Raw genomic sequence first — 26,319 nt, forward strand, 5'->3', positions numbered from 1 at the left:
AGTGGATGGAAAAAAACGCTGCCCCAACTGTAATAGATATGCCATAAAGAATGGAAAACAAAAAGGCAATCAGCGCTACAAGTGCAAACTATGCCAAAAATCGTTTCAACTACAATACCATTTTAAAGCCTATGAGCCCCAAGTGGATCCACTTATTAAAGCGTTGTTAAAAGAAGGTTGTGGGGTGCGGGGCATTTCAAGAATCTTGGGGATTTCTCCCAAAACAGTACTCACCAGAACAATAAAAATAAGTAAGTGTATAAAGTCGCCATGCATAGCAAAGCACGGTTGCATTTACGAAGTTGATGAGCTTTGGAGTTTTATAGGGCAAAAGACCGAACTTTGATTCGGAATCCCATACGAGTGAGACCCTGAAGCCAGTTCGTTCAGGGTGACGAGATTTTCCATATTCCATTCGGCTACGCTAGGATAAACTAAAGTCAAAACCCATTGATTATCAATATGTTTAAGATTATCGGCTGTAATCGTACTAACCAAATCAGAATTTAAAGCTTTTTCATGATCTCCTCAACAATCTTTTTTGGTGGGTGCTCTATGGAAACGGTAATTGCTTTGGATGGGGGTTCCAGTGTATCAAATTGTGATTGCAAAAGTTGAGCACTCATAAAATGCCCTTTTCTTTTGTTCAATCTAGATTGTATTAATTTAAAAGACCCGTTCAAATAAACAAAGGCCATATTATCCCCCATACCTGCACGTAAAATGCTCCTGTAGTTCTTTTTTAGTGCGGAACAAGCAATTATGGCACCCTTGTCCCGATGTTTTACGGCCAATTTATTGAGCTGTATCAACCATTCTTTACGGTCGTCATCATTTAGAGGGTTCCCAGAGCTCATTTTTTTTATGTTCGCTTCGGGATGAAAGTCGTCACCATCGTAAAATGGGCGGGAGAGTTTTTGTGAAAGCAGTTTTCCGATTTCTGTTTTTCCGGAGCCACTCACTCCCATAACTACTATCACTGTTTTACCGTTAGGCATAAAGGTTGGTTTTTAGTTGGTCTGTAACCATTTGTAGTACCTGGTTTGGCTCACCATCATAAGGCACCCACAAAATAGCTTCATTTTTGCGCAACCATGTAAGTTGCCGCTTTGCAAATCGTCTTGTGTTTTTTTTAATTTCTGAAACAGCAAAGTCTAAACCGCAATGCCCACCAATATATTCAAAAAGTTCTTTGTAACCAACTGTTTGCAAGGCATTCAGTTTTCTGTACGGATATAGTTTTTTTGCTTCCTCCAGCAATCCTGTCTTCATCATAAGATCTACTCTGGCATTTATCCGTTCATAAATAACTTCTCTTGGTGCTTCAATGCCAATATAAAGCGTTTTGAACCCCCTTTTGGCTTTGGGTTGGCCCAAGAAAAAAGAGTAAGGTTTGTTGGCGGCTACGCACACCTCCAAAGCTCTAATCAGCCTATGTGGGTTGCCCCGATCAACAATTTTGTAATAGTCGGGATCTCTTTGCTTCAATTCTTTTTGAAGACTTTCCAATCCTTCCTCCTGTAGTTTTTTATTCAACAATTCCCTTATTTTCGGGTCAACCTCCGGGAATTTGTCCAATCCGGATACAACCGCATCAACATAAAGCCCACTACCGCCAACCATTACGGCAATATCTTTTTTTTGAAATAAACTATCCAATAGCTTAATGGCTTCCTTCTCAAAATCACCAACGGAATAGGGTTCAAAAATGCTTTTGTGCTGTATAAAATGATGGGGTACCTCGTTCAATTCCTCTTTGGACGGAACAGCCGTCCCTATTTCCATTTCCTTAAAAAACTGTCTGGAGTCGGCGGAGATTATTTCAGCACCAAAGTGCTTTGCCAATTGGATTCCAAGTGAGGTTTTCCCAATAGCGGTAGGCCCTACCACAGCTAATAAAATTTTTGTACTCATAACGGGTGTCCACAATTATAGCAATGCGTAGCATCATCTCGATGGCCTTCTGCCGAACAACTGGGACAGGCTTGCGTGTTTAAATGAACTGTACCCTTGTTACTTGCCTCGTTGCCTTTTTTGTTTCGGGTAAATTCCGCAGTCACGATTCCAGTAGGTACGGCGATGATTCCGTAACCCAAAATCATGATCACAGTAGCAAGGAGTTGGCCCAAATTGGTCTGTGGAGCAATATCTCCATACCCAACGGTAGTGAGCGTAACTATAGTCCAATAAATGCTCCGTGGAATACTGGTAAACCCTGCCTCGTCCCCTTCAATAAGATACATTAAAGTGCCCATGATTACCGATAAAATCAAAACCACGTAGATAAAAACAACAATTTTGGCCCGACTGGCTTTTAAGGCTGACTGTAACTGGGAAGCTTCGCCCATAAATTTAACGAGTTTCAGTATTCTGAAAATCCGTAGCAAGCGGAACGCCCTTACCGCCAACAAGACTTGTGAGCCCGCCAATATATAGGAGAGGTAAAGGGGTATAGTTGATAAGAAATCGATGATCCCATAAAAACTAAAAACGTACTTCCATGGTTTTTTAATACTGATCAAGCGTGCAATATATTCCAAGGTGAAGAAAATCGTTACCACCCATTCAAGGGTTAACAAGGTTTTATGGTAGTGTTGGTCAAATTCATCAACACTCTCCAACATCACCAAAATAACACTGATAATGATCAGGATAAAAAGAACAATGTCAAAAAGCTTACCCGATGGAGTGTCCGCCTCATAAATAACCTCATGAAGTTTGTTTTTCCATTTAGATTGTGGCTTATATTCTTTCAACGATCAAGGGGTTAGTGGTATGGTCTTAAGTCGGTTGTTTTTTCTCAGATAGGTTTCCACGATAAAAGTGGTGTTTTCATCACTCCGCATTGGGGTCATAATAGACTCCAAGATATGAATATTATTGATTTGATGGTTGAGTTCCACATAACCAAATCCTTGAAGTTCACCATTCTTGATTAATATAAAACTGCGCTCCCCGGTTTCCCTGCCGCGGTCTATCAACGCCATATTTTTATTTTGGATGCTGTACCGATCAAAAGCGGAAAGCACTTTTTCGTTACAGTCTAATGCGTTGATGCCTACTGACTCTTGATGGGAATTTGGCACATCTGTCCCCAAAGAGGAAGGGCAAAGCTCAAATTCGTCCGATATTTTGTTTAAAAAGCTCTTTGCCGCTTGAGTTCCGTTAAATGCCATTTTTTTAGGTTCGAGCGACTTGTTTTTTTCTACCTCCAAAACAATATGTTCGGTTCCATTTTGACTAAAATCTATGGTGTGGGTAAAAAGTTTTTTATTGGAAACGTGGTTGTATCTTGGTTTGTTCTTTTTTTGCTCCAAATAAGCCTTCAATATGGCTATAAGCTCACTTCCCGTGGTTTCGTATGTTACTCTTTTTGTTTCTTTTTGAAGTTTCCGTGCCAGTTTGCCCACATTGGTAAAATGTTGGTTTACCCGCTTCTTGATATCCTTTGTTTTTCCCAAAAAGATGATTTCTCCGTCTTTGTCGTGCATATAGTACACACCCGTTTCCGATGGCAGACTAAAAACCATATCCAACTGGTTGGGAGAAAGCTCCCCATGGGTCTCCTCGCGGATGACCTCGGTAATAATTCTTTTGTCCGAATCTTTGTTCAACAACAACTTAAAGAGTTTCAAAGTAGCCAGTGCATCACCGTTGGCACGGTGCCTATCGCTCATGGGAATACCGAGTGAACGGGCCAACTTTCCCAAACTGTGCGATTCTGCTTCTGGAATCAGTTGTTTGGATAGGTCGACAGTACAAAGCGTTTTTCGTTGATAATCGTAACCAAGTCTTCTGAACTCAGTTCGGAGGATACGGTAATCAAACTGCGCATTGTGTGCCACCAAAATAGTTCCTTCCGTTATTTCCACAATGCGTTTGGCCACTTCGTGAAACTTGGGTGCGGAACGTAGCATTTTGTTGTTGATACCTGTCAACTTTGCTACAAAAGGTTGTATTTCCCTTTCAGGATTGACCAAACAGATGAATTTGTCAACTATCTGGTGCCCATCAAACCTATGGATGGCAATCTCGGTAATGCCTTCCTCATTGTATTTTCCTCCCGTGCTTTCAATGTCGAGTATAGAGTACATGGAAAATGAATGGTTTATGAATAGTTTCTAGCCCCAAATATACTGCTTCCGATCCGTACCATATTGCTGCCTTCCTCAATGGCAATTTTGTAATCGCCGCTCATGCCCATGGAAAGTATGGTAATATCGTCCAATTTTGATTTGAGGTCATCGAACATGGATTTAAGTTGTGCAAACTCCTTGCGCACTTGGTTTTTGTCATCTGTAAAAGTCGCCATACCCATCAAACCTACAATTTTGATGTTTTCCATCGCCTTGAAGTCATCAGAGCTGATAAGCTCGTACAATTCCTTTTCGTCCAGACCAAATTTGGTGTCTTCTTCCGCAATATGGATTTGGAGCAAGCAGGGAATCACGCGATCATGCTTTTTAGCTTGTTTGTTGATTTCCTTCAACAACCTTGGGCTGTCCACCCCGTGGATCAAGGAAACAAACTCGGCCATGTATTTGACCTTATTGCGCTGTACATGGCCAATCATGTGCCATTCGATGTCCTTGGGCAAATCTTCCCATTTTTGAACCATCTCCTGCACTTTGTTTTCACCAAATATGCGTTGTCCGGCTTCGTAAGCCTCCAAAATGTCCTCTTTAGGCTTGGTTTTGGAAACAGCGACCAAGGTAACTCCCTCGGGAAGTTCAGATTTTATTTTATTAAGATTATCTTTTATAGGCATAATGTTCTTAATGTCATTCCGCACTTGATGCGGAATCTTTTTTGGTTAATGGATTCCTGCTTTTTTATCCCGTTGAAGAACGGGGCGCAGGAATGACAATAAAATTACTCGTAGTGCATTTTGATGAAAAATTCGTCATTTCGAGTGGTTTTTTGAACCGAAGGTCAAAAAAATGTATCGAGAAAAGAATTTTCTTAAGCATAAACCTTGTTCTCGACCTGCCGGCAGGCAGGCAGGTACTTTTTCCTTCTGAAAAAACTCGAACTGACGGTTTTTGACCATAATATTATCAAAATACACTATGGGTTAAAATTTACAATTCATAAATAGCCAGCCCACTACGGAGCTTAGGCTCAATATACGTGCTTTTTGGGGGCATTACCAAACCTGCATCGGCAATTGCCTTAATTTCTTCAATAGTGGTGGGGACTAGGCTAAAACCAACGGCGTAGCTGCCGGAGTCCACCAAATCTTTCATCTGGATAAGGTTGTTTTTGCCATACCCGTAGCAAATCCGTTTGTCGTTCCTCAAATCGGTAATGCCCAAAATGGGCTCTAAAACGGTCTTGTACAGAATTTGAGTATCCAATTTACTCAGGGCATCGGTAAACTCGTGGTTTGTTTTTCTAAAATGGAGCGTGTAGAACTCACCTTCCAAATACATGCTAAACTCATGTTTTTTAGAAGGTTTGCAAAGCCCATCATCCCTTTTTTCGATTCTAAAATGTTGATCAAGTTTTATTAAAAACTCTTTTTTGGAGAATCCGTTCAAATCTTTCACCATACGATTAAACTCAGAAATTCGCATTTGTGATTCCGGAATCAGGTAGGCCATAAAATAGTTGTAGGCTTCCTCACCCGTGTGATTCTCGTTCTGTGATTTTTTTAGGTTTGCCAACAAGTTCGATGAGGCACTGCGGTGATGTCCATCGGCAATATAAAGCGCATCGAGGTCGCCAAAGGCCCTTTCCAATTTTTCAATCCCTTCGGGATACGAGATTTTCCAAAGTTTATGGTTGACTCTATCGGTGGTGGTAAAATCGTACTCGGGTTTCCGTTCTATTTTACGCTGAAAGATTTCATCCACTAATTCATTGTCCTCATAGGTCATTAAAACCGGCTCTGCGTTAAAGCCTACGGTATGCAAGTAGTCGGCAAACAACTCTTCACGATCTTGAATGGTGTCTTCGTGCTTTTTGATGACATTGTTTCGGTAATCATCAACGCTGCAAGCACAAAAGAACCCCAAGCTCTTAAAATCATCTTTTTCAATTTGATATAGATAAAAACTTGGTTCCTCATCTTTTTGAAAGATGTTTTCCTCCAAAAACTCCAAATACCGATTGTGCACGAGACCAAATCGTTCTTTGCCTTTGATGTTCTTTTCAAACTTGAATCCCGGGTTGATGATGTGCAGAAAAGAGAAAGGATTGTACTGAAGTATCGCCTTTAACTCCTCTTTGGAATACTCTTCGTAGGAGCGCGATGCAACAAAAAAAGCTTTGTCCCTTGTAGGGCGTATGGCCTTAAAAGGCTTTACAATGGCCATGAATTCTTATTTGAATTGAGCGGAAACCTTTTCTGCTTTTCTGGATTCGGAATAATCGTAAAAACCTTCACCTGATTTTACACCGAGCTTGCCCGCCATCACCATATTAACGAGTAGGGGACAAGGAGCGTATTTTGGGTTTTTGAATCCATCGTACATCACGTTCAAAATGGAAAGGCAAACATCCAACCCAATAAAATCGGCCAATTGAAGCGGGCCCATGGGGTGTGCCATGCCCAATTTCATTACGGTGTCAATTTCCTCAACCCCAGCTACGCCATTGTAAAGTGTCTCGATGGACTCATTGATCATGGGCATTAAAATACGATTGGCCACAAATCCAGGGTAATCGTTTACCTCGGTTGGGGTTTTACCCAATTTTTTCGATAGATCCATAATGGTCTCCGTTACCTCGTTCGATGTGCTGTATCCACGAATGATTTCCACTAACTTCATAATCGGAACAGGATTCATAAAGTGCATTCCGATTACTTTTTCAGGGCGATTGGTGGCAGCACCAATCTGAGTTATTGAAATGGAAGATGTGTTGGTGGCCAAAATGGTTTCTGCTTTGCAGATGTTGTCCAATTCCTTAAAAATCTTTAGTTTAATGTCTAAATTCTCCGTAGCAGCTTCAACCACCAAATCCGTATCGGAGACGCCTTCTTCTAAATTGGTATAAGTGGAAATATTGCCAAGAGTAGCCTCTTTTTTGGCTTCATCAATTACCTCTTTGGCAATCATTCTATCCAAATTTTTGGTAATGGTGGCCAAACCTTTGTCCAAGGAAGCCTGTGCAATATCCACCAAATTGACCTTATATCCGTTTTGTGCGAAAACATGGGCGATTCCATTTCCCATGGTTCCAGCACCGATTACCGCTATTTTTTCCATAGTATATTGTTTAAAGTATTGTCAATTCGAGTATGGTCGAGAACGACAATATATTAATTATCGAAAGATTCAATTATCTGAAGGGCCACGCGGAGTGCTTTGGTGCCTTGTTCCAAACTTACAATGGGATCAGTATCGTTGTTTATGGCATCGGCAAAGGTTTCCAACTCGTCCAAAATGGCATTGTTGACGTCTATCTCGGGGTTTTCAAAATAGATTTGTTTCTTTTCTCCTTCGGCATTTTGAAGGATCATATCAAAATCCCCTGGGTTTTCGGGAGCGTCCTTCATTTTTACCACTTCCACTTTTTTCTCTAAAAAGTCAACAGAAATGTAAGCGTCCCGCTGAAAAAAACGAGACTTACGCATATTCTTCAAAGAAATACGGCTAGAGGTAAGGTTGGCCACACAGCCATTTTTAAACTGAATGCGCGCATTGGCGATATCGGGCGATTGACTGATTACGGAAACGCCACTTGCATTGATTTTTTCCACTTCGGAAGGAACCACGCTCAAAATCGCATCAATGTCGTGGATCATCAAATCCAAAACTACGGGGACATCCGTACCTCTGGGGTTGAACTCCGCCAAGCGATGCGTTTCGATGAACATGGGGTTCTCGATTTTGTCCTTCACGGCCAAAAATGCGGGGTTGAAGCGCTCCACGTGTCCTACCTGACCTTTTACGCCATGTTTTTTGGATAGTTGCAGTAGCTCCTCGGCTTCTTCCAGCGTGTTGGTAATGGGCTTTTCTATAAAGACGTGCCTCCCTTTTTCAATGGCTTTTTTTGCACAATCAAAATGGGACAATGTTGGTGTTACAATGTCAACAACATCCACAGCATCTATCAAATTGTTGATGTTTTCGTAATGGGAATAACCAAATTCGGCAGCTACTTTTTTAGCATTGATCTCGTCCGGATCGTAAAACCCTACAAGTTCATAGTTGTCCGATTGGTTTAAGAGCCTTAGGTGTATTTTTCCTAAATGTCCTGCTCCCAGGACACCAACTTTTAGCATATTACCTGTTTTTGTCAAAAATACGGATATGAAGCCAGTTTCCATAAATTTTTGATCGGAACTAAGGGGATATTTTGGGGAACTTTATAAATTCGTGCCACCAGACCACAGACGATGAAGGATACGCTCAAACATAGGGGAATGCGCAAGAACTTGGCCGAGATTGTTGCCGCCAAAGGAGTTACGGACAAAAAAGTGCTCGAAGCGATCAAAACCATTCCCAGACATTTGTTTTTGGATAGTAGTTTTGAAGACCATGCCTATCAAGATAAGGCGTTTCCCATTGGTGCCGACCAGACGATTTCACAGCCCTATACGGTTGCTTTTCAGACTGAGTTGTTGGAAGTAAAACCCAACGCCAAAATTTTGGAAATTGGTACGGGAAGTGGTTACCAAACAGCGGTTTTACTGCATTTAAGAGCGAAGGTTTACACGATTGAGCGTCAGTTGGAATTGTTCAAGACAACTCGCTTGTTCTTCAATAAAATGCATTACCGCCCCAAGAAGATGATTTTTGGTGATGGCTACAAAGGTTTGCCCGAAGAGGCTCCTTTTGATGGTATTATTGTAACCGCTGGTGCGCCAGAAGTCCCCAGACCGTTGTTGTCGCAGTTGAAAGTAGGGGGCAGGTTGGTAATTCCTGTTGGAGTTAATGAGCAAATCATGACTTTGTATGTGCGAAAATCGGAAAAAGAGTTTGAAAAGAAAGAATTCGGTTCGTTCCGTTTTGTGCCTTTGTTGGAGGACAAGAATTGATAGCTAACTATTTGATTGACCATGTATGTGCAGTAAGCAGTTACAGTAACTCAGTGATTGAACAATCTTGTCATTTTCGAACCGACCGACGGGAACGTGGGAAATCTCACTACCCTGAACTGGACTACCGGCAGGCAGGAGTTTGGAATAACGATTGGTTATAATTGACACGGATTTCACAAATGACCACGAATAGATTGTACTCTTGAATTTTTTTCTTCGTGCTTCCGACCTCCGACTTCTGACTCCCAACAACAAAATAACCAAAATAACAGAGTAGGCAGTGACAGTAGGCAATCATCAAGTGCAAGCTCAAGTATCAAGTTTAAGCTCAAATACAAATAACCCAATAACAAAACAATCGAATAACGCAGTGGGCAGTAACCTGAAACTTGAAACATCGAACTGCAGGTAAACATTAAAGGCAGGAATTACTGCTGACTGCGCACTGTATACTGACTTCCAACTTCTAACACCTCAACAATTTTAGTTATTGAAACTCTTTTTGATTCGGTCCAAGTTTCGTTTGCTGTCCCGACTTTTGATAGTTTCCCGTTTGTCGTAGAGTTTTTTACCCTTGGCCAGGCCAATGTTCATTTTGGCCAAACCTCTATCATTGATAAAAACCTTGAGCGGAACAATGGTGAGCCCCGTAGTGGCAACCTCCTTTTGAAGCTTTTTTAGCTCCCGTTTGTTGAGCAACAATTTACGTACAGCCTTGGGGGCGTGATTAAAATGACTTGCGTGGCTGTATTCATCAATCTGCATATTGACCACAAAAAGTTCGCCTTTGTCATTGAATTCACAAAAGCTTTGTGAAATGGAAGCTTTGCCCAATCGGAGCGATTTTATTTCGGTGCCACCCAATACTATCCCTGCCGTATAGGTGTCCAAAATTTCGTAATCAAATCGGGCCCTTCTATTTTTTATGTTGATATTTTTCTGCATCGTGGACAAAAATATAAACTCTTTGCCAAGAAAATTGTAATGTTATGGTAGATTTTACGAATAACTATCAAAGCAACCTTATGAAACGAATTTTAATCCCCCTATTGCTTGTTTTTGCCATTGGATGCAAACAAGAACCCAAGAAAGCATTGACGGCCCAAGAAATTATTGACAACTCCATTGCCGATAGTGGTGGAAAACTGTTCAATAGCCATAAAGTATCTTTCGACTTTAGAGATAGAAAATACATTTCTGAAAATATTGATGGGCAAAGAGTGTTCAAACGAATTTTTGAAGCGGATTCCACAACAACCATCACCGATGTGAAGCGTGGAAATGATTTTGAAAGATATGTGAACGATTCCCTTGTTATGGTGCACGATACCATGGCCATAAAATATGCCAACTCGGTAAATTCGGTCCATTATTTTGTGCGGTTGCCCTATGGTTTAAACGATGCTGCGGTAAATAAGGAGCTTTTGGGCAAAGAAACCATCAAGGACAAGGAATATTACAAAGTAAAAGTAACTTTTGACCAACAGGGCGGGGGCGAAGACTTTGAGGATACGTACTTGTATTGGTTTGATTTAGAATCTTTTAAACCCAATTACCTGGCTTATGACTTCCATACTGATGGGGGTGGGCAACGTTTCAGGAAAGCCTATAATGAGCGTTATGTAAATGGTATCCGTTTTGTGGATTATGAAAACTATAAACCTAAAAATGACTCCTCAGGAATTTTGGAGATCGGTCAACAATACAATGAGGGCGGGTTGGAACTATTATCAAAAATAGAACTCAAAAACATTGCTGTAACAGGTGAATGAAAATTCGTCAGTTCGAGTTCATTTTCATAACAAAGCGGAGAAAATGAGTATCGAGAATAGAATTTTTGCATCAAAAAAGGTATTCTCGGTATAAATTTTTTTAAAAATTCCGATCCGAATTGACGCGGTTTTAGAATCGTACTATCTGTAGTAAAAATCTAGTCCATTTTTAAACGGATATCCGTTGGTACCCCATCAATAATCCGAACAATAAAGAGACTGCTGTTGTCCGTATCGTCCATTTGGTCGTATTTTTCCAAGCCTATTATTTTGTTCACGAGCATGGGGGTGGTGTTGCTATGACCTACCACTAACACATTTTTGCCCTCGTTTGCAAGCTTAAACTCTTCCATATCCAAAGCATTTGGGTCGTAGTACTTAATGTCAATATCTTTTTTTATCGATGTTGGAGCGGCCGTCATTGAAGTACGCTCATAATTCGTTGAATAAACCATATCCAAAGGAATGGGGTCGAATACCTCGGCCCATCGAATGGCCCTGTCCAGTCCATTTTGGTTTAGTTCTGGGTCCGGATTTTCTGGGTCGGTTCTGTCTTTTTCGGCATGCCTAATAAAATAGAAAGTGGAAATAACAGGGTCTTCTACAATTTTTGTATCTTTTTTGCAGCCAATACTTCCAACGAGTATAATTGCAAGGGCAATTAGAGGTTTGATGGTTCGCATAGTTCTATTCAAAGTTCCCGTATATTTTTGTTATTCGGTTTTAAAAGTAACGTTTAATTTTCATTTTCTTGTATGCCTAAGTTTTTGGTTTGTCTGATTTTATTGGTGATTTACAACACAAGTTGGGGTCAAGAAGTTGTTTTGCCATCCGATTTTAGACAACACTCACTTACGCAATTCAATGCCAGTTTGTTCAATCCAACGTACGCTTTGGATTGGAACACCCCGAATTCCCTTTCCGTTTGGACCCGTTGGCAATGGCAAAGTATAGACGGTGACCCAACATCCATTTTTGCCAATTACACACATCAATTAAACTCAGCTTCGGTTGCCTCGGCCGGCTTTTTGCAACACAATACAGGGGTATTCCTCTATACAGGTGCAAATTTGACATTTGCGCAAACTTTTGAACTGGATAAAGGAGTGAGCTTAATGGCGGGGCTGAATATATTTGCTTTTCAACAGACCGTAGCGGATGAACAATTTGTTCAAGGAGATGTGGTAGACCCCATAGCTTTGGAAGATTTCGAGGGCTTTAAAGTTCAATTTTCACCTGGATTACGTTTGCTGGTCAACCAATTTAGCGCAGGATTGGCTTTTGAGAATGCCATTGGTTTTAACGTTTCTGGTAATAATAGCGAAAGTATGGAGAGCTTTCAAAGCATTACGGGAACCCTTAGCAACGATTTTCCTGTGATGCTATCCGAAAGTTTGGGGAATAGCTATGTACGACCTGTGCTTTACCTTAAATCAGTTCCCAATGGCGATACCCAATTTGGGTTGAACGGATTGTTCTCCACATCAAAATTTTGGGTTCAGGGCGGATATAATAGTTTTTACGGACCTTCTGGCGGATTGGGTGTTACCATATCCAATGTATTCTCTGTTGGTGGGCTGATGGAATTTGGTACGGATGATTTATTGAGTGAAGAAGACCCCACAATAGAGATTGTTGTCTCCTATCAATTTGGAAAAACAAAATCTAAAGATAAAGTGCCACCCGAGGAACCTGAAGAGATTTTGCCCGAACCTGAAGAAGAGGAAGAAGCAAAGCGAAGGGAGGAAGAAATCGAGCAACAGCGTAGGGAGCAGGAGAAAAGGGAACTGGAAGCAAGAAGACAGGTGCAACGCGAAAAAGATTCGTTGGCCGAAGTACAACGAATTAAGAAAGAACTGGAATTACAGCGCGAAAAAGACAGCATTGCTCGCCGACAGAACCAAAAAGTAGTGGTGCGACCCAACGAAAGGTATGAGGAGGTGGAAAATGAGGACGGTCTAGAGCCTGGCTTCTATTTGATTGCAAACGTTTACGGTACCAAAAAGTATTTCGATAATTTTATGAAGACCCTTAGGGAGCAAGGTTTGGAACCAAAATCTTTCTACAGGAGCTTCAACAAATATAATTATGTGTATTTGGAGCGCTATAATACCATGGATGAGGCTAGAAAAGCCCGTGATAGCAAGTTTTTTGGAAAATACGAGGACAAAACTTGGATTTTCCGTGTGAAAGGGGATTGATTTACTTTTTAAGTTCCTGCTTCACCAAATGCTCCAAATAGGTGATGGTGTTGACTAAATATTTTCGGTCCTGGGTCATGGTACTCATGGCAACTGCACCTTGAATCATGGTAAACAATTGCTTTGCAAATTGCAAAGGAGGTACGGGAAGACGGATTTCATTCTTTTTTGCGCCGTTCTCCAAAACAAGGGCAATCTTACCTTCAATTTCTTTAATAGTTTCCTTTACCGCAGCAGCCAGGAGTTTATTGTTGCCTTGGGCATCCACTCCAACATTCAATATGGGGCATCCACCAAGGGGAAGCGTGAAAACATCATACTGTTTGTAAAAACTCAATAGGGAAAATAATTTATCGAACGCTCCAACACCGATTTCCAGTTTGTTGTCAATTTCTTGAAGCAATAAGCTCCTATTGTGCTCAAAGGCGGAAAGCGCCAAGGCTTCTTTGTTTTCAAAATTCCCGTAAATGGCACCCTTGGTAAGGCCGGTGGCTTCCGTAAGGTCGCTCATACTTGTGCCGATGTAACCATGCTTGTTGAAAATAGGAGCTACGGTCTCAATGATGTAAGCTGTGGTTCTTTCTGCTTTCTTGGTCATTTTGTGGGTTGCTGTTGGTCGAATCTAAGATATAAAAAATCAAATACCCTTTGGTATTAAAAAAGGCAAAAGCCTGTATTTTAACAGGTTTCTTGTTGTTTTTTGACTGAATTTTGGAGTAATTGGGTCGACTTTATCAATCTAAAGCGAACAAATCAACTACCGACCATCTTTTTTACCTCCAAACTTTTCTCAAGAAGTTGATAAAGTTTTGACTCATGATTTTTTCAATATCCAACCCACTGTAACCTCTTTTTCTCAAAAGATTTGGAATTTTTTGAAGGTCGGCAATAGTTTCCAAATCCCATGGACTCTGTTCTTTCCCAAAAGCTCCGTCCAAGTCGGTTCCAATGCCAATGTGATCGGTGTTGCCTGCCAATTGGCATACATGATCAATATTGTCAACGGCAATTTCCAAGGTCACATCCATTTCTTTTGGGGTTGATTTGCCACGGACCCAATTGGGTACCATCATCCAAGCATCCAAAGCAACGCCGATTACAGCATCCCTACTAATGAGTTCCTTGATTTGTTCATCGGAAAATTGGCGGTTGTGGTCCACTAATGCCCTGCAATTGTTGTGGCTGGCCCAAACGGGACCGTTGTACACCTTCATGGTTTCCCAAAAGCTTTTGTCGCATAGGTGGGTGGCATCCAAAATTAGGTTGAGTTCCTCCACTTTTTTGAGCAACTCACGGCCCTTTTTCCCAATGCCGCCTACGGAGTCAGTTCCATGGGCGTAAACCCCAGGCCCATAATGTGCAGGACCAATCGCCCTTAGCCCCGACTCATACGATTTTTCCAAATAGCTTAAATCCACAATGGAATCGGCACCTTCCAAACTTAAAATGTATCCGATTGGCTTTTTGGGTTCATCCCTGCTCCAAAGTTTGAGATGTTTTTCCAAACTTTCGACATCTTTAATTTGGGCCATCTCCCCAGCCTCTTCCATAGTTTTGTACCACGCGAGTTGACCTTGGGTCTGTGCCCAAGCTTGATGCTGGGAATTCCAACCGGGTATTGGACTGTCTTTTTTTACAAAACGAGCAATTTGGGTGGCCATGCACAGTCCAATATTGCCTTCTCGCATTGCCGGAAGGGACACGGTGTTCTTAGCTCGATCTGGTTTGTCGCTCATTCCTTCCTCACGTTCCCTAATTTCCGAAACGGGAAGGGTAAGGTCGCGGTTCCATTCCAAGGCATTCATGGCCAAGTCTAAATGCGCATCAAATATGAACATATACTTTTTTAAGGGTGAAGTTCAAAAATGGCTTCAATTTCTACGGCAATATTTCCTGGGAGCATCATACCTACGGCACTCCGTGCCCCGATACCGTTTTCTTTTCCAAAGACATCCGCCATCAATTCACTAAAACCATTGATTACATAAGGATGCTGGCCAAAATCTTGCGTACAATTTACCATTCCCAATACTTTCACCATTCTTTTGATTTTGTCTAAACTCCCAAAATGCGTAGTAATAGTAGATAACATGGTCAAACCGACTTGTCTGGCTGCCAATTTTGCCTGTTCTGCATCGAGGTCATCGCCGGCTCTGCCCGTCATTAAGGAGCCATCAAGATTAACAGGGCCTTGGCCCGATACGTACAAAAAGTTATCGACCACTAAAACGGGTCGGTAAACTCCTGCAGGAGACGGGGCAGGAGGCAATTGAAGGTTTAACGCTTCCATACGTTGCGATGGTGATTTTTCCATAAATTATATTGTTAGATTATACTGTTGATGGCCAAAACGCCCAAGAGTCCCATAACACCTACCAAGGTTTCCATGACGGTCCATGTGGAAAGTGTTTCCTTGACGGACAGGTTGAAATATTCCTTGAACATCCAGAAGCCCGTATCGTTGACGTGGGAGAGCATCAAACTTCCTGAACCAATGGCCAATACCATTAATTCTGGACTGGTGCCCGTACCGGAAGCCAATGGGAGTACAATCCCCGCTGCCGTAAGTCCTGCTACGGTGGCCGAACCCACACTTACGCGTATGGCGGTGGCAATAAGCCATGCCAGTACCAGAGGTGATATGCTTGAACCCTTAAGGCTATCTGCGATATAATCGCTTACTTGACTATCTATCAAAACTTCTTTTAAAGCCCCAGCCCCTGCAATGATCAATAGGATCATCGTAATACTGGAAACCGAAGCAGAGAGCGAATTCATAAGGGTACTCATTTCTTTACCCTTGGCCAGCCCTAAGGAGTAGATGGCGATTAGGACAGAAAGCAGCAAAGCAATCACTGGATTGCCGATAAAGCTTAGTATGTTCCGTAGCAGTCCTTCTTCCAAGAATTGTTCGGCTCCAATACCTATTCCAATAAAGATAATAGGGGAGAGCGCGCTTAAAATACTAACTGCTGTCGATGGCAGTTCATCTTCAGGAATGGGTTCTGCGTTGTAAAATTCCTTTAAGGGTTTGGCCTCAATTTTTTTGATGGTACGTGCAAACAACGGACCAGCCACGATAATGGCGGGAACAGCTACGATGAGTCCGTACAACAATGTTTTTCCAATATCCGCATTAAACATGGCTGCGATGGCCGTAGGAGCAGGGTGGGGCGGGAGATACCCATGCGTAACCGATAAAGAGGTGAGCATTGGCAATCCTACATAAAGCAAGGGCAGTCCCGTGGAAAATGCTATGGTAAATACCAAGGGGATCAAAATAACAAAGCCAACGGAGTAGAACATAGGTATTCCCACGATAAATCCAGTGACCACCATGGCCCATTGGACGTGCTTTACCCCAAATTTGGCCACGAGTTGTGTGGTGATTTGTTGTGCAGCCCCACTATCGGCGACCAATTTCCCCAACATGGCACCAAGCCCAAGTATTAAAACCAGAAAACCTAAGGTGTTACCAATACCTCGTTGAATGGATTGTACCAGACTTTGCAGTTCCATCCCTTGAAAAATGCCTACAAAGAGGCATACGATAATGAAGGATAGGAAGGCATTGAGTTTGAATTTGGCAATAAGCAAGAAGAGCAATAAAATACCTAGAACGGCAATAATTAGTGGCATATTTAGGGTTTGGTTTTGAAGCTAAAATAAGGATTTAAATATAATAGGCATTCATTATTGCGAATTTCTAAGGATATGGTTTGAGATTGTGAAAGAATTAAAAAACCTCCCCCAAAAAGTTATGGGAGAGGTTTTTACTGACTGAAATGTATTTTGAGAACTTACTCTACAAGTTCATCTTGATTTCTAAATACCAATTGATCATCAAAAGAGTCTAGGAGTACAATGCTATCAGTAGTTATTTTTCCTGAGAGCAACTCTTTGGATAGGTTGTTCAACACTTCTTTTTGAATCAATCGTTTTACGGGTCGTGCACCATATTGAGGGTCAAAACCTTTTGCGGCCAAATAGTCTATTGCCTCTTCGGTGGCATCCAAGGTGATATTTTGCTTGGTCAGCATTTTCTTTAAGTTGTCCAATTGAAGCCCTACAATATCCTTAATATCAGATTTGCTCAATGGAGTAAACATAATGATGTCATCAATGCGGTTCAAGAATTCGGGTCGGATGGTCTTGCGAAGCAATCCCAACACTTCCACTCGTGCAGACTCCGAAGCACTTTCCAAGTCTATGGCATCTTCAAACTTCTCTTGAATAATGTGGCTACCCATATTACTGGTCATAATAATGATGGAATTCTTAAAATCTGCCACCCGGCCTTTATTGTCGGTCAACCTACCTTCATCCAACACCTGCAATAGTATGTTGAAGGTATCGGGGTGTGCTTTTTCAATTTCATCCAATAATATTACAGAATAGGGTTTCCTGCGCACCGCTTCTGTCAACTGTCCGCCTTCATCATAACCCACATATCCTGGAGGTGCACCAACCAATCGGCTCACGGAGTGACGCTCTTGGTATTCGCTCATATCTATTCGTGTGATGGCATTTTCATCATCGAACAGATAGGCTGCCAAGGTTTTGGCCAACTCGGTCTTACCTACCCCGGTTGTACCCAAAAACAGGAATGAACCGATGGGTTTCTTGGCATCCTGTAAGCCCGCTCTACTCCTTCGAATAGCATCGGAAACAGCGATAATGGCCTCATCCTGACCTACCACTCTTTTGTGCAGTACATCTTCGAGTTGCAACAGTTTTTCGCGCTCGCTCTGCATCATCTTGTTCACTGGAATACCGGTCCATTTGGCCACTACTTCGGCAATATCTTCATAAGTTACTTCTTCTTTGATCAAAGTACCTGCGGTTTGCTGCTCTGCCAATTCATCCTGCAACTTTTCCAGCTTTTCTTGGGATTCCTTGATTTTACCGTAGCGCAGTTCGGCCACTTTTCCGTAATCTCCATTTCGCTCGGCACGTTCTGCTTCAACCTTATAGTTTTCAATAGCCTCTTTTGTTTTTTGGATATTGTCGACCACGGTTTTTTCGCTTTCCCACTTGGCAAATATTTCGTTGCGCTCTTCTTTAAGGTTGGCCAAGTCCAAATTCAGGGTTTTCAATTTAGAGGTGTCGTTTTCCCTTTTAATGGCTTCTATCTCAATCTCCAACTGCATTATTTTACGGTCCAGCACATCCAATTCCTCTGGTTTGGAATTGATTTCCATTCGAAGTTTGGAAGCGGCCTCGTCCATAAGGTCAATGGCCTTATCGGGCAAAAACCTGTTGGTAATGTAACGTTGCGATAGCTCCACGGCGCCGATTACAGCATCATCTTTAATACGGACCTTGTGGTGTGCTTCATATTTTTCCTTGATACCCCTTAGAATGGAAATGGCACTCTCGGTATCGGGTTCGTCCACCACAACCTTTTGGAACCTACGCTCCAAGGCTTTGTCCTTTTCAAAATATTTTTGGTACTCGTCCAATGTGGTTGCACCAATGGCTCTCAATTCACCACGGGCCAAGGCAGGTTTCAGTATGTTTGCGGCATCCATTGCCCCTTGACCGCCACCGGCACCTACCAAGGTGTGGATTTCATCAATAAATAGGACAATGTTCCCATCTGATGAGGTTACTTCTTTAATAACGGCTTTTAAGCGTTCCTCAAATTCGCCTTTATATTTGGCACCAGCGATAAGCGCACCCATGTCCAAAGAGTAAATTACCTTGTCTTTTAGATTTTCGGGTACGTCGCCTTGAATAATTCGGTGTGCCAGTCCTTCGGCAATGGCAGTTTTACCCACTCCGGGCTCACCTACGAGCATAGGGTTGTTCTTGGTGCGTCTGGATAAAATTTGCAATACCCTACGGATTTCTTCATCTCTTCCGATTACAGGGTCCAATTTACCACTGTCGGCCATTTGGTTGAGGTTGTTTGCGTATTTGTCCAGTGAGTTATAGGTTTCCTCGGCACTTTGCGAGGTGACCTTACCGCCCTTGCGCAGTTCTTGAATGGCAGCTTTCAAATCTTTTTCGGTTACGCCTTGATCTTTTAGGATTTGCGCAATTTTGCTTTTGGACTTGAAAATGGCCAATAACAAGTGCTCAACGGAAACGTATTCATCGCCCATGTTTTTGGCAACAATGCTCGCTTCGTTGACGGTTTTTCCAGCTTCTCTGGAAAGCATTATTTCCCCTCCCGAAACTTTTGAAAAGCTTTGAAGTTCCTTGTCCAATATTTGGTTGATGAGGTTGGTGTTAACGTTCAATTTTTTCAAAATGAAAGGCAACACGTTTTCATCGACCTCGGCAATGGCCTTGAACAAGTGTTCGTTTTCGATTTGTTGGTGTCCAAATTCTTGGGCCAATTGCTGGGCCCTTTGAATGGCTTCCTGTGATTTTATTGTAAAATTATTAAAGTTCATAGTCATCGTTTTCCTCTAATATGTCAACAACCCTACCAATGCATCCACACCGTCAAAATGTCTTGTAAATTCAACAAATACAGGACATTTAGTCAGTTGTAAGCTTTTTGTTCGCTCACGACTTATCTTATAAATTTGCAACATGGGAATATTTGACAGCGTTTTCGGGAAGAAGGATAAAACCGTTAAGGAAAAGAAAGAATTGCCTTGGATTCAATTGGAGTCCACGGCCCAGTTGGAAACAATTGTGGAAAACTCAAAAAGTAAAGCACAAGTGATTTACAAGCACTCCAGCACTTGTGGCATTAGCAGAATGGTGTTGAATATGTTTTCGGAGGGATATGACACGGACTTGGATATTGACCTTTATTTTTTGACGATTCAGCACCATAGGGATGTATCCAATGCAATCCAAGATAAGTTTGGTGTTCGACACGAATCTCCCCAATTATTGGTGATAAAAAGCGGTGAGGCTGTTTTTCATACTTCGCATGGTGCTATTTCGGATACGGACTTTACGAAGTATTTATAAATAAGAAGAAGTGTGTGTCAGTTCGAGCGCAGTCGAGAACTTAAGACATCTCGACTGCGCTCGATTTGACATTGTTTTTAGTTGAACTGATATTTGGAGACGATGTTCTTGAGACGTAGTTTCAGGTCTTCCCCGGCATCGTAAACCATTTGTTCGTTGGAGGGGAATGGGACTTCCCTAGCGTTTAGGTACAACAATAAATCGCTTTCCAACGCTCTTTTATCACCTTGGTAATTGGCGAAAATGTGCTCAAATATAAATTCGCTGGATAGGGGATAGGAATTGATTTCCTGCCCGCTCCTCAAGTCTGTGAAACTTACTTTGGCCCCAATTTGTGCGCTCTTGGTTTGGGTAAATTGGAACAATTTACAAGTAACGGTCCGCATCTTGTCCACTTTTATCTTGTTACCCAAACTATCTTTTACCACATTGCCATCACGATCCAAAAGATATTCCCAGCCATCTTTAATTTGTTTTTCCTTGATTACCTGGGTTTCGTTGATTCGCTCTGGGGACACATTGATTTCCATAAAATCCAAGTTCATGGCGTAATCATATTGGACATTGGAAAGTGGATTGGTATGGTACTGCAACCAGAAGTTGTCGATTCCAAAAGCATTAAAATCCAAAAGTTCCGATTCCAAACGTTCGGGAATGATCTGTTGGGTTTGGTTTGCAATTTCCACCCTTACGAATTCCACCCCTTTGTTATAGGCTTCGTCCATTTTGGACACGGTTTCTTTATACCCAGGATTTATTTCCTGCAAATATTTTAAATCTTCGTAGGCGGCTCTATAATCCGCTTTGTACTTGGCCGATGCCAACAGATTGGAAGCATTTTGGTACAAATGTTCGGAAAGATCGTCCTTGGTGTTGAGGATTTTATTGTCGTAATTCACAAAATTAAACTTGGCATTCCTGCCTTCATCATTAATGTACAACGGCAATAATGGCCTAATGCGCTGTTGAATCTGCTTCAACTGCAAATATTTGTTGTATATGGTCTCCAAGTTGGCCGGGTTTCCATCATTCTGAAGAAATGTAATTTCCTGTTGTTCTCTGGCCGTATTCTTGGCAAATGCTTCTTCCAGCAAAATAATATATTCCTGATGCCCTTTTTTGGTCTTGTTCTCGGCCAAATTCTTAATGGCCTTGTTCATGGCGGTGGAATAATTCCCCGTATTCAAGGCCTCTTGGGTTTTTTTTACGCCGCTACAGGCACTAAAAACTATGATTGCGGTTAAGAGTATAAATCTTTTCATACTGGTCAACTTTATGGATTGGTATTTTTGGGAATTCAATAGCTGTGCCAAAAAACCTTAATCTTTAAACGTAAAAGCGTGAACGGTAGTATATTTTGGTTAAAAAGCTTGAAAAACCAATACTAGTAAGGGAATGGATTGTTTTAAAAATTGTTAATTGTCGTTTAATAAAATTAAGTTCCAATTGTTTTTTTATTAATGAAAATCCCCTTTCAATTCGTAATTTTACGCCCTTAATTAAACAATGGGCAACATGCAACGAGATCACAAGATTTTTGAACTAATAGCGCAAGAGAAGGACAGACAGTTGGAAGGCATTGAACTGATAGCTTCCGAAAACTTTGTAAGTCCACAGGTAATGGAAGCTGCTGGCTCCGTGCTTACGAACAAATATGCCGAAGGATACCCAGGAAAGCGCTATTATGGTGGTTGCGAAGTAGTGGACCAAGTGGAGCAGTTGGCCATTGACCGCGCCAAGGAATTGTTCGGGGCTGTTTATGCCAATGTTCAACCGCACTCGGGTTCACAGGCCAATGCCTCGGTGTATCATGCCTGCCTTAACCCAGGAGATACCATATTAGGTTTCGATTTGTCACACGGAGGTCACCTTACCCATGGCTCTCCTGTTAATTTCTCTGGAAAATTATACAACCCTGTTTTTTATGGGGTGGACGAGGAAACAGGCTTGTTGAACTATGATAAAATCCAAGAGATTGCCGATAAGGAAAAGCCCAAATTGATCATTGCAGGGGCATCCGCTTATTCCAGGGATATGGATTTTAAACGATTCAGAGAAATTGCAGATAGTGTTGGGGCTTTGCTCTTGGCCGATATTTCACACCCTGCCGGATTGATTGCCAAGGGAATCTTGAACGACCCCATTCCCCATTGCCATATTGTTACCACCACTACGCACAAAACCTTGCGTGGCCCCCGTGGAGGCCTAATTTTAATGGGCGAGAACTTCGAAAATCCGTTTGGTATCAAACTAAAGAACGGAAACCTAAGAAAAATGTCCGGTTTGTTGGATTTGGCGGTGTTCCCTGGGAACCAAGGCGGACCTTTGGAACATATTATCGCCGCTAAAGCAATAGCCTTCGGAGAGGCACTTACCGATGAATATTTACACTATATGGTCCAAGTAAAGAAAAATGCCGCTGCTATGGCCAAAGCCTTTATGGACAAGGATTACAAGGTAATTTCCGGTGGGACGGACAATCACATGATGTTGATTGACCTTAGAAACAAGGATATTTCGGGCAAGGAGGCAGAACAAGTGTTGGTTAAGGCAGATATAACGGCCAACAAAAACATGGTTCCGTTTGATGATAAATCGCCTTTTATCACATCTGGAGTGCGTTTTGGCACATCCGCTATCACTACTAGAGGCCTCAAGGAGGAAGATATGGAGACCATTGTTGGATTTATCGATGAAATTATCACTGATGCCGGGAACGAGAAAAAAATAGCAGGTATAAAACAAAAGGTCAACGATTTAATGAAATCGCGACCTTTGTTCAGTGTTTAGTATTTGCTAGTGGATTCTACTCAAAGAGGAAAATATTCTCTTCGTAAAATTTCTTTTTTCTAAGGGAGTATATTAAAGCTTCGTGTTCTTGTCCTTTATCAAAAAAGTATAGCCCCCAATAGTTATAATATCCACATTTATAGCTTGTGCTTGGTTGTTTGGAAAGTATGGAAGTATCTTCAAAAATCGGAACAAAAATTTCACAGGGCATCTCTGTCAATCCTTTGGTAAAATATATAAAGTGTTGATTGATCATTGATATTATTTTTCCCAAATGTTCCGGAATGCTATTTGGATAGAGTCTGGATATAACAATGGAAGTATCCGTAAAATGAAGGGATGTTTCCATAATATCGGCGGGGTAGGTGCTTTTTTCGTTTAAATTTTTCAATGCATTAGCCATTGTCATGCACACATCGGATTTACTTTCGTCGGTAATGGTGTAACCGCTCCAGTCACCGTTGTTAAAATGGCGAAGACAATCAGAAATACTAAAATTAAAATGTAGTTCCACCACCAAATCCAGACGGTTGTTCAATACATCTTGCTTGCATTTAAGCTTCGCAGTTGCAAAAAAGTATCTTTCCAGATCCTTTATAAAATCGTCTAAACCTTCTGTGGCCTGAAAAACTTTTGGGCCTAGATGGTTGTTTTTACCATTGTTTTTATTGGGGAAAGCCATGCTGATAGAATTCTAATTTTCTTTCAACATAAAATTAGGATGAATCTTTTTTATAGTATTATAGATAATCCTTAAAAATTCTGGGGGTTTCCCTCTGTTTGTAAGATTTTTATGATTTATTAGGTTTAATCAAGCCACAAATGCACTGTTCGCTACATGACAATTGTCAATTTTTTTAAATAAAGCCTCTGTTTTTGGCAGCCAATATTAGGGCCATATCATTTTCGTTCTCAGTGCCGAACAATGTTTTTAAATGTCGTTTTCTATTTTCAATGGAGGAGGGGGAAAGCCTGATAAATTTCTCCAGGTCTTTGTTCTTGGTTCCTTTGGAAAGGTGGTAAAGTATCTGTTTGTCTTTTTCATCAATTTCGAGGTCGTTGGCCATTTTCTTTCTAATGGCACCAAGAGCTTTGGATGAATAATAGGGAGGGTCTAGCATAATGGTCTTCACCGCATCTTCAAGGGTTTTGGGATCTATATCCGTTTTTACCAGATAACCGTCGGGGTCAACGGATTTTAGAATACTGTTGATCCTAAAATTATCACTGAAAGAAGACATGAATACAATCTTGCTTTCAGGAACGATTTTCCGGGCCAATATGCCCAAGTCCTCACCCGTGTAGGGTTGTTCCTCGTTTGGTGCAAACAACTGCACATCCAAGAATAAAATATCGTACCGGAACGTATTTACAGAGTCCTCAATAAGTTTTTTGCCTGTTTGGTAAGATGTTGCAGTATCCACAATAATATTATGACCTTCAAACTCTATGCCTTCGAGTATAAACTTATACCCGAGCATGGTCATTTCATGATCATCAATAGCTAATATTCTCAGTGTTTTCATGGTAGGTTTATTGCTTTATTTGGGGGATTTAAGCGTTTAATGCGTTTGTTTTCTCGGGAATTTGCAATTCCACGTATTTAACAGGGATGGTTACCTTAATTGTTGTGCCTTTTCCGGATTCACTGTCAATATCCAAGACTCCTTTTATCTTTTTTGTTCTCGAAATAATGTTTCTAAGGCCAATTCCTTTCTTTTTTCTGTTGATGTCAAACCCAACGCCGTCATCTGTAATAACGAGTTTTAATTGATTGTCCATGGCTTGAAACGAAATGGACACATGTTGACATTTTGCGTGCTTAACACAGTTTTTGAGCGATTCTTGTATGATCCTGTAAGCATTGATCTTGATGTCTCCCAACAAATTGTCCCAAGGAACCTTGTCGCTATAGGTAAAGGAACACGAAATGCCAGAAGATTTTTCTATGCCCTGGATCATATCTTCCAGCGACACGATAAAATTATGAAATTTTTCATACGAAGCGTGGTTCAGCTCGTGGGAAATGGTCCGTATTTCTTCTTCCAATTCTCGTAGTTTCTCGATAAGGGCTGCCCGTTGCTCAATGGAAGCTTGATCTTCGCGTTCGTTAAGGCCGCTCAATATTAACCGGATACCGAGCATTTCACCCAAAATACCATCGTGCAGTTCTTCGGAAATACGTTTTTGCTCCAATTGTTTTCCTTCTTCCAGTTTTCCTTGTTGCGAAAGCATTAAGTTGTAGATTTCCTGGTTACTTTCTTGCTGTTTTTGTTTAAATTTTAGCTGGTTGTTGCTTACATAGAGCGAAACAATGATCATAGCGGTTGTCCCAAACAAAACGAGCAGTAGGGAAGCCCCCACCCAAATTTGTTTTTCTTTGGTAAGGATTTGGTTTTCCTCTATAATGTCGTCCGTTTCCATTCGGATTCGTGCAAATTTATCTCTTTTGGTGCGTTCCTCAACTTTAATGGCTTCGTTGAGTTGGTAATATTCTTCCGCGTAGGCGTTGGCATTGGCCGTGTCCAACTTGGTCAACAACCGCAAAGCATCCAACGAACGGTCGTTGTTATAGGTTTCCTTTGCGATGGTATAGGATTCCTTAGCTTGCGAAATAGCCCTTGTTGTGTCGCCTTTGGCTGCCAAAACCTCGGCGTAAAAGTAGTTGAGTCGAGCCTTGTCGTATAGGTCGCCCGTTGCCACGTTAACTGCAAAGGCTTCATTTAGAAGTTTCTCTGCAAGCATTACATCTTTGTCCGCATTTAGGATAGAATAGGCCAAACTGCCCAGGGCTTTTTCGTATATGGAAGGAAGGCTTTCTTTTATATCTATGGTAGAAAGTAGTTGCTCATAGGCCTGTTTTGCTTTAACAAAATCCTTGTTATTTAGATAAACACTTGCAATATTATTTTGGATTTTCCATATAAGTTCAGGCTTATCGGATCTATTGGATTTGGTCAAGTATTCCTTAGCTTTATTATAGGACGCTATGGATTTTTCACTGTCACCCATTCCGTTGGCCAAAATCCCAAGCACATTGTAAGCATTGTATAGCCTGTAATCATCTTCTAATTCGTCAAATATTTTAATAGCAGCAGTGGCACTGATTTCTCCTCCCAAATAATCTTTATAGGAATCTTGAACCCGTGCCATTCCATAAAGCATTCTTCCCTTTAGCGATTGTGAAGTAGAATCCACGGGTAACTGACTGAAACTGTTCAGTGCCCTTCTGTAGTTATAGAAAGCACTGTCCATAACCCCTTTCCCTTCCAAGAAAGTAGCAAGATCCCAATAGGAGTACCCCAATATTTTATTTGCGTCAGCTTTTTCGGACAATTTTAAAAGTTCAGCGTTGGATTTTCTAAAACCAAGGGAGTCTTTTAATTTCAAATATGCCAAAGAAATCTTGGACAGTTGTTCCAGTTGAATACTATCCTTAGATAGTTCCATGGCCTTGGATTCGGCTTCTTTTACATACGCTATGCGATCTTCCAATGATAGTTCTTTGGCTGTTTTGGCGATAGTCAACAGTTTTTGAATAGAGTCTATCTGTGGACTGGCAGTCACTTCCTCTTTAGGTTTTTGCATGTCGCATCCCCAAAAAAGTATTAGCATTAGTATGAAGGCTCCGTTT

General features: G+C 41.4%; 25 protein-coding genes. 6 read left to right on the forward strand and 19 right to left on the reverse strand.

Annotation, left to right across the window (positions count from 1 at the left end; translation table 11 throughout):
* Position 1: 1 nt before the first annotated feature.
* A complete protein-coding gene (locus AC13CS_RS01185) occupies positions 2-346 on the forward strand; it encodes an IS1/IS1595 family N-terminal zinc-binding domain-containing protein (protein ID WP_482888331.1) in 345 nt (114 codons plus the stop codon).
* Between the two features lie 160 nt (positions 347-506).
* Here the strand turns inward: AC13CS_RS01185 and AC13CS_RS01190 are convergent, their stop codons facing one another.
* From AC13CS_RS01190 to AC13CS_RS01225, 8 genes are all read right to left on the reverse strand, one after another.
* Positions 507-998 carry a gluconokinase gene (locus AC13CS_RS01190; RefSeq protein WP_293163858.1) on the reverse strand — a complete coding sequence of 164 codons (492 nt, stop codon included), beginning with the start codon at positions 996-998 and terminating at the stop codon, positions 507-509.
* Complete coding sequence (gene miaA, locus AC13CS_RS01195; protein WP_293163853.1) at positions 991-1,914, reverse strand: tRNA (adenosine(37)-N6)-dimethylallyltransferase MiaA; 924 nt, start codon at positions 1,912-1,914, stop codon at positions 991-993. Before miaA ends, AC13CS_RS01190 begins: the two co-directional genes overlap by 8 nt.
* Positions 1,911-2,756: an ion transporter gene (locus AC13CS_RS01200; RefSeq protein ID WP_293163850.1), complete on the reverse strand. Its 846-nt coding sequence runs from the start codon at positions 2,754-2,756 to the stop codon at positions 1,911-1,913. The genes miaA and AC13CS_RS01200 overlap by 4 nt, the downstream gene beginning before the upstream one ends.
* A 3-nt stretch (positions 2,757-2,759) precedes the next feature.
* Positions 2,760-4,094, reverse strand: a complete 1,335-nt coding sequence (locus tag AC13CS_RS01205) for an exonuclease domain-containing protein (protein WP_293163847.1) — start codon at positions 4,092-4,094, stop codon at positions 2,760-2,762.
* Positions 4,095-4,108: 14 nt separating this feature from the next.
* The gene (locus AC13CS_RS01210; protein WP_293165244.1) at positions 4,109-4,768 is read right to left on the reverse strand and encodes a YggS family pyridoxal phosphate-dependent enzyme; all 660 of its coding nucleotides are present in this window, start codon (positions 4,766-4,768) and stop codon (positions 4,109-4,111) included.
* A gap of 313 nt (positions 4,769-5,081) precedes the next feature.
* A complete protein-coding gene (locus tag AC13CS_RS01215; protein ID WP_293163844.1) occupies positions 5,082-6,317 on the reverse strand; it encodes a DUF1015 domain-containing protein in 1,236 nt (411 codons plus the stop codon).
* A gap of 6 nt (positions 6,318-6,323) precedes the next feature.
* Positions 6,324-7,211: a 3-hydroxybutyryl-CoA dehydrogenase gene (locus tag AC13CS_RS01220; protein WP_293163841.1), complete on the reverse strand. Its 888-nt coding sequence runs from the start codon at positions 7,209-7,211 to the stop codon at positions 6,324-6,326.
* A gap of 53 nt (positions 7,212-7,264) precedes the next feature.
* Positions 7,265-8,230: a Gfo/Idh/MocA family protein gene (locus AC13CS_RS01225; protein ID WP_293163838.1), complete on the reverse strand. Its 966-nt coding sequence runs from the start codon at positions 8,228-8,230 to the stop codon at positions 7,265-7,267.
* A 114-nt stretch (positions 8,231-8,344) separates the two neighbouring features.
* On the opposite strand from AC13CS_RS01225, the gene AC13CS_RS01230 reads away from it, so the two are divergent.
* A complete protein-coding gene (locus tag AC13CS_RS01230) occupies positions 8,345-8,986 on the forward strand; it encodes a protein-L-isoaspartate(D-aspartate) O-methyltransferase (protein WP_293163835.1) in 642 nt (213 codons plus the stop codon).
* Between the two features lie 486 nt (positions 8,987-9,472).
* On the opposite strand, the gene smpB is transcribed toward AC13CS_RS01230, so the two are convergent.
* Entirely contained in the window at positions 9,473-9,934 is a 462-nt protein-coding gene (gene smpB, locus AC13CS_RS01235) for an SsrA-binding protein SmpB (RefSeq protein WP_293163832.1), read from the reverse strand.
* 80 nt (positions 9,935-10,014) lie between these two features.
* Here smpB and AC13CS_RS01240 point away from each other — a divergent pair, with 80 nt between their 5' ends.
* Positions 10,015-10,761: a DUF6503 family protein gene (locus AC13CS_RS01240; RefSeq protein ID WP_293163829.1), complete on the forward strand. Its 747-nt coding sequence runs from the start codon at positions 10,015-10,017 to the stop codon at positions 10,759-10,761.
* 158 nt (positions 10,762-10,919) lie between these two features.
* Here AC13CS_RS01240 and AC13CS_RS01245 read toward each other — a convergent pair whose 3' ends face one another.
* Complete coding sequence (locus AC13CS_RS01245; RefSeq protein WP_293163826.1) at positions 10,920-11,444, reverse strand: histidine phosphatase family protein; 525 nt, start codon at positions 11,442-11,444, stop codon at positions 10,920-10,922.
* A 72-nt stretch (positions 11,445-11,516) separates the two neighbouring features.
* Here AC13CS_RS01245 and AC13CS_RS01250 point away from each other — a divergent pair, with 72 nt between their 5' ends.
* Positions 11,517-12,962, forward strand: a complete 1,446-nt coding sequence (locus AC13CS_RS01250) for a PorP/SprF family type IX secretion system membrane protein (protein ID WP_293163824.1) — start codon at positions 11,517-11,519, stop codon at positions 12,960-12,962.
* A gap of 1 nt (position 12,963) precedes the next feature.
* Here the strand turns inward: AC13CS_RS01250 and AC13CS_RS01255 are convergent, their stop codons facing one another.
* The 5 genes from AC13CS_RS01255 to clpB form a co-directional block, all read right to left on the reverse strand.
* Positions 12,964-13,560 carry a TetR/AcrR family transcriptional regulator gene (locus tag AC13CS_RS01255; RefSeq protein WP_293163821.1) on the reverse strand — a complete coding sequence of 199 codons (597 nt, stop codon included), beginning with the start codon at positions 13,558-13,560 and terminating at the stop codon, positions 12,964-12,966.
* Between the two features lie 175 nt (positions 13,561-13,735).
* Positions 13,736-14,800 (reverse strand): membrane dipeptidase, encoded by a 1,065-nt coding sequence (locus AC13CS_RS01260; RefSeq protein ID WP_293163818.1) that lies wholly within the window; start codon positions 14,798-14,800, stop codon positions 13,736-13,738.
* An 8-nt stretch (positions 14,801-14,808) separates the two neighbouring features.
* Positions 14,809-15,276 carry a RidA family protein gene (locus tag AC13CS_RS01265; protein ID WP_293163815.1) on the reverse strand — a complete coding sequence of 156 codons (468 nt, stop codon included), beginning with the start codon at positions 15,274-15,276 and terminating at the stop codon, positions 14,809-14,811.
* A gap of 11 nt (positions 15,277-15,287) precedes the next feature.
* A complete protein-coding gene (locus AC13CS_RS01270; protein WP_293163812.1) occupies positions 15,288-16,601 on the reverse strand; it encodes a gluconate:H+ symporter in 1,314 nt (437 codons plus the stop codon).
* A gap of 161 nt (positions 16,602-16,762) precedes the next feature.
* Positions 16,763-19,363, reverse strand: a complete 2,601-nt coding sequence (gene clpB / locus AC13CS_RS01275; RefSeq protein ID WP_293163809.1) for an ATP-dependent chaperone ClpB — start codon at positions 19,361-19,363, stop codon at positions 16,763-16,765.
* Between the two features lie 142 nt (positions 19,364-19,505).
* Here clpB and ytxJ point away from each other — a divergent pair, with 142 nt between their 5' ends.
* Complete coding sequence (gene ytxJ, locus AC13CS_RS01280; RefSeq protein ID WP_293163807.1) at positions 19,506-19,895, forward strand: bacillithiol system redox-active protein YtxJ; 390 nt, start codon at positions 19,506-19,508, stop codon at positions 19,893-19,895.
* Positions 19,896-19,972: 77 nt separating this feature from the next.
* Here ytxJ and AC13CS_RS01285 read toward each other — a convergent pair whose 3' ends face one another.
* Positions 19,973-21,157, reverse strand: coding sequence for a hypothetical protein (locus AC13CS_RS01285; RefSeq protein WP_293163804.1), 1,185 nt, complete (start codon positions 21,155-21,157; stop codon positions 19,973-19,975).
* Positions 21,158-21,410: 253 nt separating this feature from the next.
* Here AC13CS_RS01285 and glyA point away from each other — a divergent pair, with 253 nt between their 5' ends.
* A complete protein-coding gene (gene glyA, locus AC13CS_RS01290) occupies positions 21,411-22,685 on the forward strand; it encodes a serine hydroxymethyltransferase (RefSeq protein ID WP_293163801.1) in 1,275 nt (424 codons plus the stop codon).
* Positions 22,686-22,701: 16 nt separating this feature from the next.
* On the opposite strand, the gene AC13CS_RS01295 is transcribed toward glyA, so the two are convergent.
* The 3 genes from AC13CS_RS01295 to AC13CS_RS01305 form a co-directional block, all read right to left on the reverse strand.
* Positions 22,702-23,367: a hypothetical protein gene (locus AC13CS_RS01295; protein ID WP_293163799.1), complete on the reverse strand. Its 666-nt coding sequence runs from the start codon at positions 23,365-23,367 to the stop codon at positions 22,702-22,704.
* Positions 23,368-23,542: 175 nt separating this feature from the next.
* Positions 23,543-24,211, reverse strand: coding sequence for a response regulator (locus AC13CS_RS01300; RefSeq protein ID WP_293163797.1), 669 nt, complete (start codon positions 24,209-24,211; stop codon positions 23,543-23,545).
* Between the two features lie 28 nt (positions 24,212-24,239).
* Positions 24,240-26,300 (reverse strand): ATP-binding protein, encoded by a 2,061-nt coding sequence (locus AC13CS_RS01305; RefSeq protein WP_293163794.1) that lies wholly within the window; start codon positions 26,298-26,300, stop codon positions 24,240-24,242.
* Positions 26,301-26,319 lie beyond the last annotated feature (19 nt).

The organism is Flagellimonas sp. B-3 (genome assembly GCF_056857835.1).